12 protein-coding genes are annotated in these 18,211 nt (G+C 69.8%); 8 read left to right on the forward strand and 4 right to left on the reverse strand.

All coding sequences use genetic code 11. The features are described from left to right. Window positions 1–7 precede the first annotated feature (7 nt). Window positions 8–2,545, reverse strand: coding sequence for a glycoside hydrolase family 9 protein (locus AW271_RS34940; protein ID WP_245653347.1), 2,538 nt, complete (start codon window positions 2,543–2,545; stop codon window positions 8–10). A 187-nt stretch (window positions 2,546–2,732) separates the two neighbouring features. On the opposite strand from AW271_RS34940, the gene AW271_RS34945 reads away from it, so the two are divergent. Beyond that, window positions 2,733–3,764, forward strand: a complete 1,032-nt coding sequence (locus AW271_RS34945; protein WP_062342073.1) for an MBL fold metallo-hydrolase — start codon at window positions 2,733–2,735, stop codon at window positions 3,762–3,764. A gap of 104 nt (window positions 3,765–3,868) precedes the next feature. After that, window positions 3,869–4,360 carry an NADPH-dependent FMN reductase gene (locus AW271_RS34950; protein WP_062342075.1) on the forward strand — a complete coding sequence of 164 codons (492 nt, stop codon included), beginning with the start codon at window positions 3,869–3,871 and terminating at the stop codon, window positions 4,358–4,360. On the opposite strand, the gene AW271_RS34955 is transcribed toward AW271_RS34950, so the two are convergent. Then, on the reverse strand, window positions 4,357–5,406 hold the full coding sequence (locus AW271_RS34955) for an NAD(P)H-dependent amine dehydrogenase family protein (protein WP_062342077.1): 1,050 nt from the start codon (window positions 5,404–5,406) through the stop codon (window positions 4,357–4,359). The genes AW271_RS34950 and AW271_RS34955 overlap by 4 nt on opposite strands. A 139-nt stretch (window positions 5,407–5,545) precedes the next feature. Between AW271_RS34955 and AW271_RS34960 the strand changes: the two genes are divergently transcribed. After that, the gene (locus AW271_RS34960; RefSeq protein ID WP_062342079.1) at window positions 5,546–6,457 is read left to right on the forward strand and encodes an SDR family oxidoreductase; all 912 of its coding nucleotides are present in this window, start codon (window positions 5,546–5,548) and stop codon (window positions 6,455–6,457) included. A 66-nt stretch (window positions 6,458–6,523) separates the two neighbouring features. Here AW271_RS34960 and AW271_RS34965 read toward each other — a convergent pair whose 3' ends face one another. After that, window positions 6,524–10,399: a ThuA domain-containing protein gene (locus tag AW271_RS34965; protein ID WP_218008254.1), complete on the reverse strand. Its 3,876-nt coding sequence runs from the start codon at window positions 10,397–10,399 to the stop codon at window positions 6,524–6,526. 182 nt (window positions 10,400–10,581) lie between these two features. After that, window positions 10,582–11,751 carry an ROK family protein gene (locus AW271_RS34970; RefSeq protein WP_245653348.1) on the reverse strand — a complete coding sequence of 390 codons (1,170 nt, stop codon included), beginning with the start codon at window positions 11,749–11,751 and terminating at the stop codon, window positions 10,582–10,584. 165 nt (window positions 11,752–11,916) lie between these two features. On the opposite strand from AW271_RS34970, the gene AW271_RS34975 reads away from it, so the two are divergent. The 5 genes from AW271_RS34975 (at window position 11,917) to AW271_RS34995 (ending at window position 17,992) form a co-directional block, all read left to right on the forward strand. Then, window positions 11,917–13,416, forward strand: coding sequence for a sugar ABC transporter ATP-binding protein (locus AW271_RS34975; protein ID WP_245653349.1), 1,500 nt, complete (start codon window positions 11,917–11,919; stop codon window positions 13,414–13,416). Window positions 13,417–13,435: 19 nt separating this feature from the next. Next, window positions 13,436–14,491: an ABC transporter permease gene (locus AW271_RS34980; RefSeq protein WP_062342083.1), complete on the forward strand. Its 1,056-nt coding sequence runs from the start codon at window positions 13,436–13,438 to the stop codon at window positions 14,489–14,491. Window positions 14,492–14,582: 91 nt separating this feature from the next. Beyond that, window positions 14,583–15,650 carry a substrate-binding domain-containing protein gene (locus tag AW271_RS34985; RefSeq protein ID WP_062342085.1) on the forward strand — a complete coding sequence of 356 codons (1,068 nt, stop codon included), beginning with the start codon at window positions 14,583–14,585 and terminating at the stop codon, window positions 15,648–15,650. Between the two features lie 20 nt (window positions 15,651–15,670). Continuing rightward, the gene (locus AW271_RS34990) at window positions 15,671–16,810 is read left to right on the forward strand and encodes a Gfo/Idh/MocA family protein (protein WP_062342208.1); all 1,140 of its coding nucleotides are present in this window, start codon (window positions 15,671–15,673) and stop codon (window positions 16,808–16,810) included. A gap of 177 nt (window positions 16,811–16,987) precedes the next feature. Continuing rightward, window positions 16,988–17,992, forward strand: a complete 1,005-nt coding sequence (locus AW271_RS34995; RefSeq protein ID WP_062342087.1) for a sugar phosphate isomerase/epimerase family protein — start codon at window positions 16,988–16,990, stop codon at window positions 17,990–17,992. Window positions 17,993–18,211: the final 219 nt, after the last annotated feature.

An 18,211-nucleotide genomic window follows, 5' to 3' on the forward strand; every position in this document is an offset into this window, starting at 1 on the left:
GGGCCGGCTAGGCGCAGGCCTTGCCGTTCAGGAGGAACAGGTCCGGCACCGGGTTGGCGCCCGGGGCGCCGACGCCGTTGAAGCCGAAGGTGATCGACGAGCCGGGGTGGATCTTCTTGTTGTGCGAGAGGTTCTTCGCGGTCAGGGTCGCGCCCGACTGCGTGTAGTCGGCGTTCCAGCCGTGGTCGAGCTTCTGCCCGCCCAGGAACGACCACTTGAGGTTCCAGCCGTCGATGGCCGTCGCCCCGGTGTTCTTGATCGTCACCTGGGTCGAGAAGCCGGTCGGCCACGTGCCGTGGATCTGGTAGGTCACGTCACACGAGCCGGGGGCGGTCACCGCGCCGTCGCCCTGGTCGGCGATGAAGGCCGAGATCCACGACAGCGGGGCGTTCCAGTTGATCGTCAGCTCGTTGGTCGACCACGACTCGATGTGGTCGATGTAGCAGAACTGGGGCTTGCAGCCCTGCAGGTTGGCCTGCGCGACCGGGTCCTGGATGGCCGAGTTCGGGCCGCCCGACAGGGTGCCCTTGGGCGGGTTGGGCAGGTCGGGGTTGAGCTGGTTGGCGTACCAGCGGGAGTGCTGGTTGTGCGCGTCGACCTCGCCGTAGCCCGTCACGTACGAGATGTTCAGGGCGTTGCGGCCGAGGATGTAGTCGATGCCCTCCAGCACGCCGTCGAGGTACTTCTTCTGGCCGGAGATGTCGTACGCCGCCGCCATCACGACCATGTTGTTCAGGACGAGGTTGTTGGAGCCCCAGTCGAAGTCGGGCGGGTTGTAGGCCAGGCCGTACGGGTGGGCGTCCAGCGTGGCGAGGTACTTGTCGGCGCCTTCCAGGACCGACGCGCGGACCGCCGCCCGGCCGGGCAGGTTGTTGGGCACCGTGGCCAGGTCGAGGCGGCCGAGCTGGGCGGTCGAGGCCCAGTCGAAGCCGCGCTCGCGCCACACGTCCGAGGTGTGCAGCGGCGAGTTCACCACGGCGTCGCGGAAGGCCGCCTCGCCGGTGGTGATGTAGAGCTCGGCCGCGGCCCAGTAGAACTCGTCGGTGACGTTGTCGTCGTTGTAGGCGCCGCCGCCCACGCCGTCGTTGGCGGAGGCGTAGATCGCCGGGTTGGCCTTGGCGGCCGTCCAGGCCTTGCGGGCGGCGGCCAGGTTCTTGGCCGCGAACGCCGCGTCGTAGGGCGCGAACAGGCGGGCGGCCTGGGCGGCGGTGGCCGCGAGGTTCAGCGTGGCGGCCGTGGAGACCGGGTGGAGCTCACGGGCCTGCGGGTCGAGGTGCGGCATCAGCGGCAGGCCGGTCCACGCGGCGTCGTGGATCTTGTGGTGGGCCATGCCGTCGGGGCGCTGCATCTTGAGCAGGAACTCCTGCTCCCAGCGGGCCTCGTCCAGGATGTCGGGGACGGCGTCGCCGCTCTCCGGGATCGCCAGCGAGCCGATGGTCTTGGCGGTGGCGGCGTTCTTGGTGCGCTCGAACTCGCTCATCAGCTGCCAGGCGGAGATGCCGCCGTTGACGACGTACTTGCCGTGGTCGCCGGCGTCGTACCAGCCGCCGGAGACATCGAGGGAGTAGTCGCACACGCCGGGCTGGCACGGGACGTTCGTGTCGCCCTGGTTGGGCGCCACGCCGACGTGCCCGGCCGGGCGGCCGTAGCCGGGGCGCAGCGCGTCGTCGATCGCGATGCCGCTGCGCTGGGTGTAGTAGAACTTCAGCGCGTCCAGCTTGAGCGCGGCGTACGCGCTCGCCGAGATGTCGAACGGACGGCTGGTCTCGCCGTCGGCGGTCAGCGTGTAGCCCTCGCCGGCGGTCGTGTACGAGCCGAAGTCGATGCTGTGCACGTTCTGGCCCGAGCTTCCGTCGAGGCCGCGCGGGGTGGTCGAGCCGTTCGCCACGACCGTGCCGCCCGCGTTCTTGAGCTGCCAGGCGACGGCCTCGGTCGCGTCGGTCACGACGGTGGCGTTCTTGGGGCCCTGGGGCAGGTAGGCCACCTGGTTGACGCGCACCCGGGGGCCGGTGTCGGGCTCGTAGACCTCGGGCTCGGCGCCGCCGCGCAGCGACACGTCGTCGAGGCAGAAGCGCCACGGGGTCGCGCTGCCGCCGAGCTGGAAGGCGATCTGGGCGTTCGGCAGGCTGGTGGGCGCGGTGAAGGTGAACTCGTAGGAGTTGCCCGACACGCTCATCTCGGGGTTGGCCGCGAAGAACTGCGTCCACGGGTCGACCGGGAGCTGGATCAGCGCCCGGCCCACGCGCGAGGGCGTGGCCGAGGCGAAGAAGCGGTAGGCGTAGGTCTCACCGGCGACCAGCGGGATGCCGTCGAGGCCGATGATCGCGTCCCACGGGTTGGTGGTCGAGCCGGGGATGTCGGCGCACAGGCGGCCGTCCTCCAGTTCGACGGTGACGTTGCCGGTGTTCCACCAGGGCGCGGTGGAGGTCTCGAACGTCCCGTTGGGGATCTGCTCGGGGCCCTCGTCGGCGTACGCGGTGGTCACCGGTAACAGGAACAGGGCCGCCGCGGCGAGCACGGCGGTGAGGCGGGAGGGTCGCGTCAAAATGCACCTCGTCAGCAGGTATGGGAGCGCTCCCATGGCTCAGGTCCACCCGATGTTTCCAACGGGTTTCGCCGAGGGTCAAGAATCGCAGGTCGGCGCAGGTGGGCGACCTGCCGCGCGTCCGGATTGTCCGATGAAAATTTCAGCTACTAGAATCTTGTTCGGTACGTCGGACACAATCGACCCCGTGAGAAGACCCACCGAACCGGCCGCCCCCGCCCAGCACGCCGCCTGGCTGGCCGGCCGCCTCCCCGAGGTCGAACGTGTGCGCCCCGGCCTCTGGTCGATCCCCGTCCCGCTGCCGAACACGCCGCTCCGGTACGTGCTCGTCTACGCCCTCGAACTGCCCGGCGGCGTGGCGCTGATCGACGCGGGGTGGGACACCGAGGAGGCGTACACGGCCCTGACGGCGGGACTGAAGACGGCGGGCTACGACGTCGCCGACGTCCGGGCGGTCGTGGTCACCCACATGCACCCCGACCACTACGGCCTGGCCGGCCGGGTCAGGGAGGACTCGGGCGCCTGGATCGGCCTGCACCCCGCCGACGCCCGGCTGCTGCGCGGCCGCTACGACGACCCCGGCGACCTGTCGGAACGGGAGCTCGGCCTGCTGCTCCGCAGCGGGGTCCCGGAGGAGACGGCCCGCGAGCTGGCGGGCGCGTCGACGGCGATCCGCAAACTGGTCTCGGCCGGCGCCCCCGACCGGCTCATCGAGCACGGCGCCAAGCTCGACCTGCCGGGCTGGGACCTGACCGCGATCTGGACGCCGGGCCACTCGCCCGGCCACCTGTGCTTCGCCGGCGACGGGCTGCTGTTCTCGGGCGACCACGTGCTCGCCAAGATCACCCCGATGGTGGCCTTCCATCCGCAGTCGGCGCCCAACCCGCTCGCCGACTACCTTGACGCCCTGCGCGCGGTCGGCCGCCTCGACGTCGAGGAGGTGCTGCCCGCCCACGAGTACCGCTTCCCCGACCTGCTCGGCCGCGTCGAGTACGTGATCTCCCACCACCACGACCGGCTGGCCGAGATCGAGAGGGTCGTGGCCGCCGAGCCGGGCCTCACCTGCTGGCAGATCGCGACCCGGCTGACCTGGTCGCGGCCGTGGGAGTCGATCGGGGGCTTCCAGCTCCGGGCGGCCAACAACGAGACGCTCGCCCACCTGATCTATCTGCAGGCGAAAGGCCGGTTGCGCGAGGAGAATTACCTATATTACAGATAGGGAATAAGTGCTACATTCGTCGCCATGAGCCTGGAGTATCCCGGCGACGTCTTCTGGTACGACCTCCCCGACGACGAGGCCGAAGAGTACGAGGAGGACGTCTGATGGGCAGCATCGTGACCCTGGTCGGCAACCCCCGGAGCGGATCGCGCACGGCGACCGTGGCCGTCCGCGCCGCCGAGGCGGCCGTCGGCTCGGCGGGCGACGTGGTCGACCTCGCCGGTCTGGCCCCCCACCTGTTCGCGCCCCAGCCGGTCGCGGCCGTCGAGGTGGCGCTCGACCTGGTCAAGGACGCCGATGTGCTGGTGGTGGCGAGCCCGACGTACAAAGGGACCTACACGGGGCTGCTCAAGGCCTTCCTCGACCGCCTGCCGCCCCGGGCGCTGGCCGGGAAGCACGCGCTGCCGATCCTGGTGATGGGCGGCGCCCACCACGCCCTGGCGGTGGAGGTGCACTTCCGGCCGCTGCTGGTGGAGCTGGGCGCGATCGTGCCGACGCCGGGCCTGGCCGTGCTGGAGAGCCAGATCGCCGATCTGGACGCCGTGCTCAAGCCGTGGGTTGCGCAGCTGGAGGGCCAGCTGCCCGCCGGGGTCTAGGCCAGCCGGGCCGTGCCCCGGCCCGTCACCATCGGCAGGTCGAGGATGGTGCGGATGCCGGGCTCGGCCATCACCACCGCGCGGATGGTGTTGACCGCGTGGGCGGCGGCCCCGGCGAGCCCGTGGTTGACCTCGTTGAGGTTCACCACGATCGTCGGCCGCCCCTCGATGTGGATCGAGAAGCCCGGATCGGCCCAGCGCGGCACCTTGGCGGCGTCGGCCTTGTAGACGCACTCGACGGTCATGAAGGGCCGCCCGCGCACCAGACCGGAGAAGACCCAGCGCGAGGCCGCCACCGTGCCCTGGCGCACCGTGCCGGAGGCGATCTCGAAGTCGTCGGCGGCGAGCTCGAACTCGTCCATCTCCTCGATCTCGTCGAGTTCGACGCCGAGCGCCGCCGACACCAGCTGCACGCTCTCGGTGAACAGGGCCCGCTGGAAGGCGCGGAACGGCCGCACCGCCGTCACGTAGTCTTTCGGCGTGCGGGCGAAGCCGATCAGGTCGGTGACGATGTGGTGGGACGGGTGACCCCGGTAGTCGGAGGTCTCGCGCACGTAGATGTGGTCGAGCCGCGACGACAGGCCGGTCAGCGTGAGGGGGAGCACGTCGCTCACGAAGCCGGGGTTGATGCCGGTGCCGTGGAGCGTGGTGCCGCCCTCCTGGCAGGCCTTCTCGATCCGGTCGACGACCCCGGTGCCGTAGGCCAGGGGGTAGACGAAGCCGGTCGTCGTGATGACGTTCTTGCCCGACGCGAGCAGCTTGCAGATCGTGTCGACGTCGTGGCTCTGGTCGCCGCCGAAGAAGGTCGCCGGCAGCGGCATGTGCAGCACGCAGTCGGCGTCGAGCGCCATGATGGCGTCGACGTCGTCGGTGCAGACGACTCCCGTTTCGGGGAGACCGACGAGCGGACCGGCATCGAGGCCGATCTTGTCGGGGTCGTAGACCAGGACTCCGGCGAGCTCGAACTCGGGACGCTCGACAACACCGCGAAGCGCGTATCCCCCCACGGCGCCGGTGGCCCACTGAACCACGCGGAGAGTGCGCATTGACACGGCCTCCAGCCAGGGGTGCGACGGCGGCGAAACCATATCAGAAACTCACTCGCCCGATCACTGTCCGCTACGTCCCGTTTGGTATGGTGCGCTAGTCCAGAATTTTGTTCTCCTTGGAAGGGTGTGGGCGAGAATGCCGGATGATCTCCTCAGGTACGACGGCCGGGTGGCCGTCGTCACCGGCGCCGGACACGGTCTCGGCCGGTCGCACGCGCTGCTGCTCGCCGAGCGCGGGGCCAAGGTCGTCGTCAACGACCTCGGCGGGGCGCTCGACGGCACCGGGGCCTCCGCCGGCCCGGCCGCCGAGGTGGCGGAGCTGATCGTCAAGAACGGCGGCGAGGCCGTCGCCAACGGTGACAACGTGGCCACGCCCGAGGGGGCCGAGGCGATCGTGCGGCAGGCCGTCGAGACGTTCGGGCAGCTCGACATCGTGGTCAACAACGCCGGGATCCTGCGCGACCGGTCGCTCGGGAAGATCTCCGTCGAGGACTTCGACGCGGTGCTCGCCGTGCACGTGCGCGGCTCCTTCCTCGTCACCCGGGCCGCCTACCCGCACATGAAGGAGCGCGGCTACGGCCGGATCGTCAACACCTCCTCGCCCGCCGGGCTGTTCGGCAACTTCGGGCAGGCCAACTACTCCACGGCCAAGATGGGCCTCGTCGGGCTGACCAAGTCGACAGCGATCGAGGGCGCCCGCTCGGGCATCACCGCCAACGCCATCGCCCCCATCGCCTGGACCCGGATGACCGAGTCGCTGCTGCCGGCCGAGTTCGAGGCGAAGTTCGGCCCCGAGAACGTCAGCCCCCTGGTCGCCTACCTCGTCCACGAGAGCTGCGCCACGAGCGGCGAGGTGTTCTCCGTCGGCGCCGGGCGGGTGGCCCGGGTGTTCGTGGCCGAGGGGCCGGGCTGGCACGCCGACGGCGGGCTCACCGTCGAGGGGATCGCGGCCAACTGGGAGGCCGTCCTGGCCGAGCAGCCCCACCTCCAGCCGACCGAGATCGGCAAGCAGGCGACCGCCTCGCTGCAGGCGATGCTCAAGCCGTAGGAACCCGGCAGGGCCCGGCGTGGGGGGGAACACGCCGGGCCCTGCGGTGTTTCCGAGGGGTGGTTCCTAGCTGCCGTACACCTCGAACTCCCAGAGCGAGTAGCCCCAGGCCGTTCCGCGTGCCGTGCCGTTGATGCGGACGTAGCGGGCGCTGTTGCTCAGGCCCGTGTGGTCGTCGACGCCGCCGTTCTCACCGGTCACCGTCTTGATCGTCGTCCAGGTCGTGCCGTTGGGCGAGGTCTGGATCTGGTAGCCGCTGCCGTAGGCGGCCTCCCAGCTCAGCCGCACCCTGCTGATGGCGTAGGTCTGGCCGAGGTCGACCTGGATCCACTGCGGGTCGGAGAACGCGCTCGACCAGCGGGTGGTGCCGGAGCCGTCGACGGCCATGGCCGGGGTGTAGGCCGCCTCCTGGCTGGAGGCGGTGGCCGTCTTGCCCTGCGCCACGTTGGTCGGCGTCGGGTTGGTCGGGCCGCTGTTGCCGTAGACCTCGAACTCCCAGAGCGAGTAGCCCCACGCGGTGGCGCGGGTCGTTCCGGTGATGCGGACGTACCGGCCGGTGGCGCTCAGGCCGGTGTGGTCGTCGACGCCGCCGTTCTCGCCGGTCACGGTCTTGACCGTCGTCCACGTGGTGTTGTTGGGCGAGGTCGCGATCGTGTACGCCGACCCGTAGGCCGCCTCCCAGCTCAGCCTGACCCGGTTGATGTCGTACGACGCCCCGAGGTCGACCGTGATCGACTGCGGGTCGGAGAACGCGCTGGCCCAGCGGGTGGTGCCGCTGCCGTCGACCGCGGCCGAACCCGGGTAGACGGCGGCCTCGGTGCTGGTCACCACGACCGGCTTGTTCAGCGCCAGGTTGCCCGTGGGCTGCTGCGGCCCGCTCCCGGTGCCGAACGTGAAGTCGTCGACGTCGAACAGGCCGCCGCCGGTCGCGCCCTTGAACACCAGGTAGAGCTGGCCGGTGGTGGTCGGCGGGTTGGTGATCGGGACGGTGACGTCCTGGAAGGTGGCGTACCCGCCGGTGGCCGGGACGGTCACCGTGGCCACGAGCGGGCCCGTCTGCGAACCGGTCCGCACCTCCAGCGTGTTGCCGCCGGCGACCGCGCCGACCCGCGCCGTGAAGCTGGTCGCCCCGCTCAGGTTGTACGGGGTGAACGCGATCCAGTCGTTGTTGTCGATGTAGCCGACCGCCGCGCCGCCGTGCGGGGCCGCCCCGGCGACCGCCTGCACGCCGCTCTGCGACGAGAAGTGCTCGGCCTGGCGCAACCTCGGCTGCAGCTGGGCCTGGGTGTGCGTGGTCAGGCCGCCGTTGTCGGTGTACTCGGCGTCGATGACGCCGTAGATGTTCGCGGCGGAGTCGTGCTCACCGTCGGTCGTCGTCTGCAGGACGCCCGAGCAGCCGTTCGCGCTGGTCATCGGGTGGCCGTGGGAGTCGTGGCCGAGGATGAAGCTGACCTTGACCCGCGAGCAGGCGATCGTGCCGTCCTCCGGGTCGGTGACGGTCACCGTGAACGGGATCGCGTCGCCGAAGGAGAACAGGCCGCCGTTGACCGGCGTGTTCACCACCACCGTCGGCGCGGTGTTGCCGACCGTGATCACCGTCGACGCCGACGACGACTTCCCGGTCGAGTCGCGCACCGTCAACGTCGGGTTGTAGGTGCCGTTGGCCGTGTACGTGTACGAGGGGTTGGCCGCCGTCGAGTCGGTCGTGCCGTTGCCGTCGAAGTCCCAGGCCAGCGTGATCGGGTCGCCGTCGGGGTCGACGGTGCCGGCCGAGGAGAAGGCGACCGTCAGCGGCGCCGGGCCGCTCGTCCGGCTGGGCGTGATCACGGCCCTGGGGGCGTGGCCGTCGGCGGCGTACTCGATCCGGTAGAGGGCCGAGTTGCCGTCGCCGTTGAACCAGCCGGTGCCGTAGTCGAGGACGTAGAGCGCGCCGTTCTTGCCGAACTCCATGTCCATGACCTGGGTGCCCGTCCACGGGAACGGGTTGATCGTCAGCCACTGCCCGGCCGAGTCGGGCACGATGTTCTTGATCCAGCGGCGGCCGAACTCACCGGCGAAGAAGGTCCCGTCGTAGTAGCGGGGGAACTTGATCGCCGAGGTCGAGGCCGCGTCGTAGCGGTAGACCGGGCCGCCCATCGGCGACAGGCCGCCGCCGGTGAACTCCGCCGGGGTCGAGCCGGTGTAGGGGATCCAGCCGCGCTGCGACGGCGGCAGCGTCGTGATGCCGGTGTTGTTCGGCGAGTTGTTGGTCGGTCCGCCCGCGCAGTTGTACTTCGCGCCCGACGGGCCCGACGGGAAGGTGTACTCGTTGTACGCGTCGTTGAACGACGAGCAGTAGGGCCAGCCGTAGAAGCCGGGGGCGGTGATCCGGTCGAAGGAGACCTGACCGGCCGGGCCGCGGTTCGGGTCGGCGGTGCCCGCGTCGGGACCGTAGTCGCCCAGGTAGACGATGCCGGTCGCCTTGTCGACGCTCATCCGGAACGGGTTGCGGAAGCCCATGGCGTAGATCTCGGGCTTGGTGTTGGCGGTCCCGGGGGCGAACATGTTGCCCGTCGGGATCGTGTACGCCGGCGAGCCCGTGGCCGTCGGCTTGATGCGCAGCACCTTGCCGCGCAGGTCGTTGCTGTTGGCGCTGGTGCGCTGGGCGTCGAACGCCGGGTTGCGGCCCGCCCGCTCGTCGATCGGGGAGAACCCGGCCGAGTCGAACGGGTTGGTGTCGTCACCCGTCGACAGGTAGAGGTTGCCGGCCGCGTCGAAGTCCATGTCGCCGCCCACGTGGCAGCACATGCCACGGCTGGTCGGCACGTCGAGCACGGTCCGTTCGGAGGCGAGGTTGAGGGTGTTGTCGGCGTTCACCGTGAACCGGGACAGGCGGTTCACCCCGTTGAACGGGGCGAGCTGGGCGGCGGTGCCGCTGGCCGGGGCGTCGCCCCCGGGGGTCGACAGCGGCGGCGCGTAGAACAGGTAGATCCACCGGTTGGTGGCGTAACCGGGGTCGACCGCGACGCCCTGCAGGCCCTCCTCGTCGTGGGTGTAGACGGGGATGGTGGCGGCGACCTTGGTGTTGCCGGCGCCGTCGGTGTAGCGGACCGCGCCGGTGCGGGCGGTGTGGAAGACGCCGCCGTCGGGGGTGACCGACAGGCTCATCGGCTCGCCGACCTCGGCGACGCCCTTGGCCAGCTCGATCTGCTGGAAGTTGCCCGTCACCGTGGCCCCGCAGTCGGCCGCCGCGAAGCCGGCCGCGGTGCGGATGCCGCCGAGCAGGTGGTTGCGGAAGTTGGCGTCGCTGTAGGAGGCGTCGGTGTGCCCCATGCCGGTGTACCAGGAGCGGCCGCCCGCGTAGTCCTGGCACCACGAGATCGGGTGGTCGATGCCCATCCCGCCGCCGGAGTAGGTGGTCTCGTCGAGGGTGGCCAGCACGTGGACCTTGCCGCGCGGGTTGGCGCGGTAGCTGTACCACTCGTCGAACCGGCTCCAGCGGTGCGGCAGGTGCGCGGTGGAGGGGTGCACCCGGTCGGAGACCCGCACGGTCGCGGTCTGCTCGGCGGGGTGCTGCTGGAAGTAGGCGCCGACGAGGTTGCCGTACCAGGCCCAGTCGTACTCGGTGTCGGCGGCGGCGTGGACGCCGGCGTAGCCGCCGCCCGCCGCGATGTAGCGCTCGAAGGCGGCCTGCTGGGCGGCGTTGAGCACGTCACCGGTGGTGGAGAGCCAGATGACCGCCTGGAAGCGGGCCAGGTTGGCGTCGGTGAACTGGGCCGCGTCCTCGGTCGCCTCGACCGTGAAGTTGTTGGCGGCGCCGAGTTGCTGGATGGCGGTGATGCCGGGGCCGATGGAGCCGTGCCGGAAGCCGGCGGTCTTGGAGAAGACCAGGACGCTGAAGTCTGCCGCGTGAGCCGGCGGTGTGGTGACGACCACGCCCGCCAGCACCAGTAAGGCGCTCAAGACGACACGGATGAAGGGGCGCACAGGGCGTTCCTTTCGGAGGGGGGTGCCGGAACGCGTGCGCCGAACGCGTCAGATGGGAAGCGCTCTCACCGGTTGGTCAGCGTGCCACCGCTGACCGGATCGAGTGGGACCCGCCCGTAATGTTGCTGCCTTGTCACGGCTCCGTCAAGAGAGCGCTCTCAGGACGAGACCACCAGATCCACTGCCTCCGGGGACAGGACGTGCTCGATGACCATGACCGCCGCGCCGATGATGCCCGCCCGATCACCGAGCTCGGTGGCCCGGATGCTCAGGTGTTGCGTCGCCAGCGGGAGCGAGCGGCTGTAGATCACCTCTCGCACGCCGGCCAGGATGTGCTCCCCGGCCTCGGCCATGTCTCCGCCGATCACTATCACCGACGGATTGAAGAAGTTCACGATGGACGCCAGGACGTCGCCGATCTCGCGCCCGGCCTGCCGTGCGAACTGCACGGCCATCGTGTTGCCCTGCCGAACCAGGTTGACCACGTCGCGGCTGCCGTGGGCCTCGACCCCGGCCGCGTCGAGCTGGTTCGCGATGGCCGCACCGCTGGCGACCGCTTCGAGACATCCGCTGTTGCCACACCGGCAGACAACCTCGTCGTTGGCGGTCACCCTGATGTGCCCGATGTCGCCGGCCGCACCCTGAGCGCCGCGGTGGAGCCGCCGCTCGGAGATGATGCCGCATCCGATACCGGTGCCGATCTTGACGAACACGAGATGCTCGACGTCACGCCTGGCCGCCCAGTGTTCGCCCAGCGCCATGATGTTGACATCGTTGTCCACGAGCACTGGTGCACCGAGACGAGATCCCAGCCAGTCAGGCACTGGGAACCCATCCCATCCGGGCATTATCGGCGGGTTGACCGGACGGCCGCTGGAATGGGAGACCGGCCCGGGAAGGCCGACACCCACGCCGCAGAGCTCTCCGCCGGTCTCGACGAGCAGCTCTTTTAGCGTTACCACCAGCCAGCCGAGGACCTCTTCGGGGCCTCGGTCGATCGGCAGGTCGACCCTGCGCTCGGCCAGGACGGTCGAGGCGAGGTCGGTCACCGCCACTCGTGCGTGGGTCGCCCCGAGATCGGCCGCCGCGACGACCCGGGCGCCCCGGTTGAAGGTGAAGGCGGTCGCGGGCCGCCCTCCTGAGGAGATCGCGTCGTCGGCGGGCACGATCCATTGATGCGAGAGCAGCGCGTCGAGCCGCTGCGAAACTGTGGACCTGGCGAGACCCGTGAGCTGCACGAGCTCGGCCCGAGTGCGGGCCTGGCCGTCACGAAGGATCGAGAGCAGTGCTCCCGCTCCGGTGACCGAGCCGCTGGACTCGCTCAGCATCCCCTGAGTCAACATCGCCTCCCTTCACCGCATCCGATGATTCCAGATCTCATTATGACATCAGGACATCCACTTTTGCTTGACCGTCAGCATAAGTCGTCCTTAGCATCCGGAAACATGGAGGACATAAGCCGGGAGCAGTCGGAAACCCCGCCGTTGCTTGCAATGCGGGACATCGTCAAGCAGTTCCCCGGCGTGCGTGCACTCGACGGGGTGGACCTCGACGTCCGCGCCGGCGAGGTCCACTGTCTATTGGGACAGAACGGGGCCGGGAAGTCGACCCTCATCAAGGTGCTCGCGGGCGCCCACCAGCCGGACTCCGGCGAGGTGCTGATGAACGGCGAACCGGTGAAACTGACGACCCCGACGGCCGCTATGAAGCTGGGCGTCGCCACGATCTATCAGGAGCTCGACCTCGTCGACGGCCTCAGCGTCGCCGAGAACGTGTTCCTCGGGCACGAGCACGCCACGATGGGGTTCACCCGCCGGGGCGCGACCAACGCCGCCACCAGGAAGATCCTGGAGCGACTCGGGCACGGCGAGATCCGCCCGACGACCGAAGTGGGCCGGCTCTCCCCGGCCGGCAAGCAGGTCGTCTCCATGGCGCGGGCGCTGTCGCACGACGCGCGGATCATCGTCATGGACGAGCCCTCGGCCGCGCTGGCGCACGACGAGGTGAGCAACCTCTTCCGGATCATCCGGGAGGTCACCGCCCAGGGCGTCGCCGTCATCTACATCTCCCACCGCCTGGAGGAGATCCGCGAGATCGGCGACCGGGTCACCGTGCTCAAGGACGGCCGCACCGTCGCGGTCGGACTGCCCGCGAAGGACACCCCCACGAACAAGGTCGTGTCGCTGATGACCGGCCGCAACGTCGAATACGTGTTCCCGCCGCGCCCTGACGGCGGCTTCGGGGACGAGATCCTCAAGATCGAGAACTGCTCCGTGGCCGGCATGGTCCGCGACGTGACGTTCTCGGTCCGCGCCGGCGAGATCGTCGGCCTCGCGGGCCTGGTCGGCTCCGGCCGCTCGGAGATCATCGAGGCCGTGTACGGCGCCCGGAGGTTCGCCGGCAAGATCACGCTGAACGGCGAGGTCGTCAAGGCCGGGAACACCACCCGGAGCGTCGGGCTCGGCATGGGCCTGGCCCCCGAAGAGCGCAAGGCCCAGGGTCTCCTCCTCGGCCAGACCGTCGCCCGCAACATCACCCTGGCGAGCATGGAGCGGTACTCCACCTTCGGGTGGATCAACCGCAAGAAGGAGGCGGAGGAGGCCGCGCACCTGGTGAAGGCGCTCGACATCCGCCCGCCCGACCCCAACCGGGTCATCAAGACCCTCTCCGGCGGCAACCAGCAGAAGGCGGTCATCGGCCGCTGGCTGGTCGGAGAGGGCCGCAAGCTGCTGCTACTCGATGAGCCGACCCGCGGTGTCGACGTCGGCGCCCGCGCCGAGATCTACGCCCTCATCCGCAAGCTGGCCGACGAAGGCGTCGGTGTGTTGCTGGTCTCCAGTGAGGTCCCCGAGGTCCTCGGCCTCGCCGACCGCGTGCTGGTGATCCGCGAAGGCCGCATCGTCCGAGAGGCCGGCGCCGGAGAGCTCGATGAGCACACCGTGCTGGACCTCGTCATGGACGCCCACCCGGTGTCCGCCCCCTCCCACGACTGATCGAGCAGGAGCCCGTTCCATGACAGAGGTGAATCCGCAACAGGTGTCCGCACCCAAGGCGGACGAAACCGGCAAGGCGAAGGCCCACGCGGCCGTCGCCACACCTTCCGGCGGCGGACCGCGACTCGGCCTCGGCGCCATCGGCGAGATCCCCCACCTCGGCCTCGTGCTGGCCCTGGTGATCCTGGCCGCCGTCGGTCTCGTCACGGTGCCCGACACCTTCGCCACCGGATCGAACATGGTGTCGATCCTGGCCCTGGCCTCGACCATCGGCGTCATCACCGTCGGCGCGACGTTCGTCATCATCGGCGGCGGCATCGACCTGTCGGTCGGCGCGGTGATGGCCCTGGCCTCCGTCTGGGCCACCACGCTGGCGACCCAGGCCTACGGGCCGTGGGTGATGATGATCTGCGCCATCCTGGTGGGAACCGGCGCCGGGCTGCTCAACGGCTTCCTGATCTCGTACGGGCGGATGGTGCCCTTCATCGCCACGCTGGCGATGCTGGTGGCCGCCCGTGGCCTGGCCCAGCGCATGTCCGAGCGGCGCACCCAGCTGGTGCAGCCGGACAACTCGCTGATCGTCGACCTGTCGACCACTCGCATCCTCGAACTGCCGGTGCTGGTCTACATCTTCGCCGTGGTCGTCATCATCGGCTGGCTGATCCTCAACCGCACCACCTTCGGCCGCCGCACCTACGCCGTCGGCGGCAACCCCGAGGCCGCCCGGCTGGCCGGCATCAACGTGCGACGCCACACGATGATGCTCTACGCCCTGTCCGGGTTCTGCTGCGGCATCGCCGCGATCATCATCATGGCGCGCACCACGACCGGGTCGTCCACCCACGGCGACCTGTACGAACTGGACGCGATCGCCGCGGTCATCATCGGCGGCACGCTTCTGACCGGCGGGCGGGGCACCATCGTGGGCGCCATCCTCGGTCTGCTCATCTTCACCGTGATCACCAACCTCTTCATCCTGAATGGGCTGAACACCAGTGACCAGCTCATCGCCAAGGGTCTGATCATCGTGGCCGCCGTCCTCCTTCAGCGGCGCAGCCTCAAAGCAAGTACATAGCAAGTTCTCACCCCCCTGCTGGGCCGCGGCATCCGTACCGCCGCGGCCCGGGTCCCTCACTGCCGGAAATAACTCTCCAAGGGAGAACAACATGACCCAGACCCCGGGTCGCCGCGGATTCCTCCTCGGCGGTGCCGTCATCGGCGCCGGTGCGCTCGTTTCGGCCTGCACCAGCAACGAGCCCGCCGCGGCTCCGGCCGCCACCACGGCCGCCGCCGCCCCCGCGCCGGCCCCGGCCGGCGGGAACGACGCCCCTGGCGACAAGGTCGTCATCGGCTTCTCGGCCCCCGCCGCCGACCACGGCTGGATCGCGGCCATCGCCAAGAACGCCGCCGACGCCGCCAAGCAGTACTCCGATGTCGAGTTCAAGGCCGTCGAGCCGACCAACGACATCAACCAGCAGATCTCCGCCGTCGAGACGCTGATCGCCGCCAAGGTCAACGTCATCGTCATGCTGCCGAACGACGGCGCCCAGCTGAACCAGATCGCCCGTACCGCCACCGACGCCGGCATCCCGGTCGTCAACCTCGACCGCGTGTTCCCGGACAAGCTGTCGTACCGGACCTGGATCGGCGGCGACAACTACGGCATGGGCGTGGCCGCCGGCCACTTCATCGGCAAGCGCCTCAAGGACGCCGGCACCGCCGACCCGGTCATCCTCGAGATCCAGGGCATCGCCACGCTGCCGCTGACCCAGGACCGCAGCAAGGGCTTCGAGGACGCCCTCAAGAGCTACGGCTTCTCGGTGACCGCCAAGCAGGACGCGCAGTTCACCGTCGAGTCGGGCACCGAGGTCGCCGCCAACCTGCTCCAGGCGCACCCGAAGATCGACGCCATCTGGAACCACGACGACGACCAGGGCATCGGCGTGCTGGCCGCCATCAAGGAGGCCAACCGCTCCGAGTTCTTCATGGTCGGCGGCGCCGGTTCGGCCAACGCCATGCGTGACATCCAGGCCGACTCGGGCGTCCTCAAGGCGACCGTCACCTACTCGCCCACCATGGCCGCCTCCGCGATCAAGCTCGCCCGCCTGATCGCGCAGGGCAAGGGCATGAGCGACCTTCTGGAGCACCAGGTCCCGCAGTCCATCACCCTGGCCTCCGAGACCATCACGAAGGAGAACGCCGCCGAGTACCTGCCGCTGGGCTTCGAGTCGTGAAGCCGGTCATCGGGGTTGGCATGGTTGGGTACGCGTTCATGGGACGCGTGCACTCCCAGGCCTGGCGCAGCGTCGGTGCGTTCTTCGACCTGCCGGTCAAGCCGTCCATGGCGGTCTTGTCCGGCCGGTCGCGGGCGAACACCGAGGCGGCCGCCGAGTCCATGGGCTGGGCGTCCGTCGAGACGGACTGGAAGGAACTCGTCAAGCGCGACGACGTGCACTTGGTCGACATCTGCACGCCCGGTGACTCGCACGCCGAGATCGCCATCGCCGCGCTCGAGGCGGGCAAGCACGTGCTGTGCGAGAAGCCCCTGGCCAACACCGTCGAGGAGGCGGAGGCCATGGCCGCCGCCGCCCGCGCGGCCGCGGCCCGGGGCGTGCGCAGCATGGTCGCCTTCAACTACCGTCGCGTCCCCGCCGTCGCGCTGGCCCGCCAGCTCGTCGCCGAGGGTCGTCTCGGGACCATCCGTCACGTACGCGCCCAGTACCTCCAGGACTGGATCGTCGACCCCGATTTCCCGCTCGTCTGGCGTCTGCAGAAGGACAAGGCCGGATCGGGTGCGCTCGGTGACATCGGCGCGCACATCATCGACACCGCGCAGTTCATCCTCGGTGAACACCTGACGGGCGTCTCGGCCATCACCGAGACGTTCGTCAAGGAGCGGCCCCTCGCCGACGCCTCCGCCGGGCTCTCCGCCCAGGGCGGCGCCGAGATGGGCCAGGTCACCGTCGACGACGCCGCGATCTTCACCGGCCGCTTCGGCGGCGGCGCCATCGCCTCCTTCGAGGCCACGCGCTTCGCCACCGGCCGCAAGAACGCGCTGCGCATCGAGGTCAACGGGTCGCTCGGCAGCATCTCGTTCGACTTCGAGTCGCTCAACGAGTTGTGGTTCCACGACCACACGCTCGCCGCGGAGGAAGGCGGCTTCCGGCGGGTGCTCGTCACCGAGGCCGGACACCCCTACGCGGGCGCGTGGTGGCCCCCGGGCCACGGACTCGGCTACGAGAACACGTTCACCCACGAGGTGAAGGACTTCCTGGAGGCCATCTCGGCCGGGGCGGACCCCACGCCCTCGTTCGACGACGGACTCCAAGTGCAGAAGGTGCTCGACGCGGTCGAGCGCAGCGCCGGCGACGACAGCCGCTGGACGACTGTCTAAGACCACGCACACCTTTTCGGGGGGACCGGGGTTCCCGGCCGCCCGGAACGCGACCGGCACGGTCGCGGGTACGCCGTCGCGCCGAGGCGACGTACACGTGAGTGCCACCCGAGCCGTTTCGCGTTCCGGGCGGAAGGGGCAGACCCCATCCCAGGAGACTGACGGAGACAGACGATCATGACGCGACCGATCACCCTCTTCACCGGCCAGTGGGCCGACCTGCCCTTCGAGGAGGTCTGCCGCCTCGCCTCCGAATGGGGCTACGAAGGCCTCGAGATCGCCACGTGGGGCGACCACCTCGAGATCGACAAGGCCCTGAGCGACCCCGGGTACGTCAAGCGCAAGCTCGAGACCCTGGAGAAGTACAACCTCAAGGTCTGGACGATCTCCAACCACCTGATCAGCCAGGCCATCTGCGACCACCCGATCGACGAGCGGCACAAGGGCATCCTGCCCTCGCGCCTGTGGTCGGACGACGCCGAGCAGGTCCGGCAGAACGCCGCCGAGGAGACCAAGAACACCGCCCGCGTCGCGGCCCTCCTGGGCGCCAGCACGGTGGTCGGCTTCACCGGCTCCTCGATCTGGCACACCGTGGCCATGTTCCCGCCGGCCAGCCAGGCCATGATCGACCGCGGCTACGAGGACTTCGCCGAGCGCTTCAACCCCATCCTCGACGTGTTCGAGCAGGAGGGCGTGCGCTTCGCCCACGAGGTCCACCCGAGCGAGATCGCCTACGACTACCACACGACGGTCAAGACCCTGGAGGCCATCGGCCACCGGGCCTCCTTCGGCCTCAACTGGGACCCGTCGCACATGGTGTGGCAGCAGCTCGACCCGGCCGGCTTCATCCTCGACTTCGCCGACCGGATCTACCACGTCGACTGCAAGGACGCCAAGGTCCGCATCGGCGACGGCCGCCGCGGCATCCTGTCCTCGCACCTCGCGTGGGCCGACCCCAAGCGCGGCTGGGACTTCGTCTCCACCGGCCGCGGCGACGTGCCGTGGGAGGACTGCTTCCGCGCCCTCAACCACATCGGCTACGACGGCCCCATCTCCATCGAGTGGGAGGACGCCGGCATGGACCGCCTCATGGGCGCGCCCGAGGCCCTGGCGTACATCTCCAAGCTCAACGCGATCACCCCGCCGGCGGCGGCGTTCGACGCCGCTTTCAGCTCCGAGTGATCCCCTGAACGAGGCAGGTCTGCGTTTCCGAGGTCAGGGGCGCAGGCCTGCCTTTCTCATGCCCGAGGGCGCTGACGCCGGGTCGTGAAAGTTTCCCGGCCCCGGGCGAGCCCGGCGGTGTATGCGCAGATCGGCGAGCGGGCGCCGGCCCGATGATTGCCCCCGGGGCGGACGGCGCTTTCGATGGGGACGAGCCGGTAGTCCCGTCCCACCCGGGAG

This window comes from Herbidospora sakaeratensis (genome assembly GCF_001570525.1).
Taxonomy (GTDB): Bacteria; Actinomycetota; Actinomycetes; order Streptosporangiales; family Streptosporangiaceae; genus Herbidospora; species Herbidospora sakaeratensis.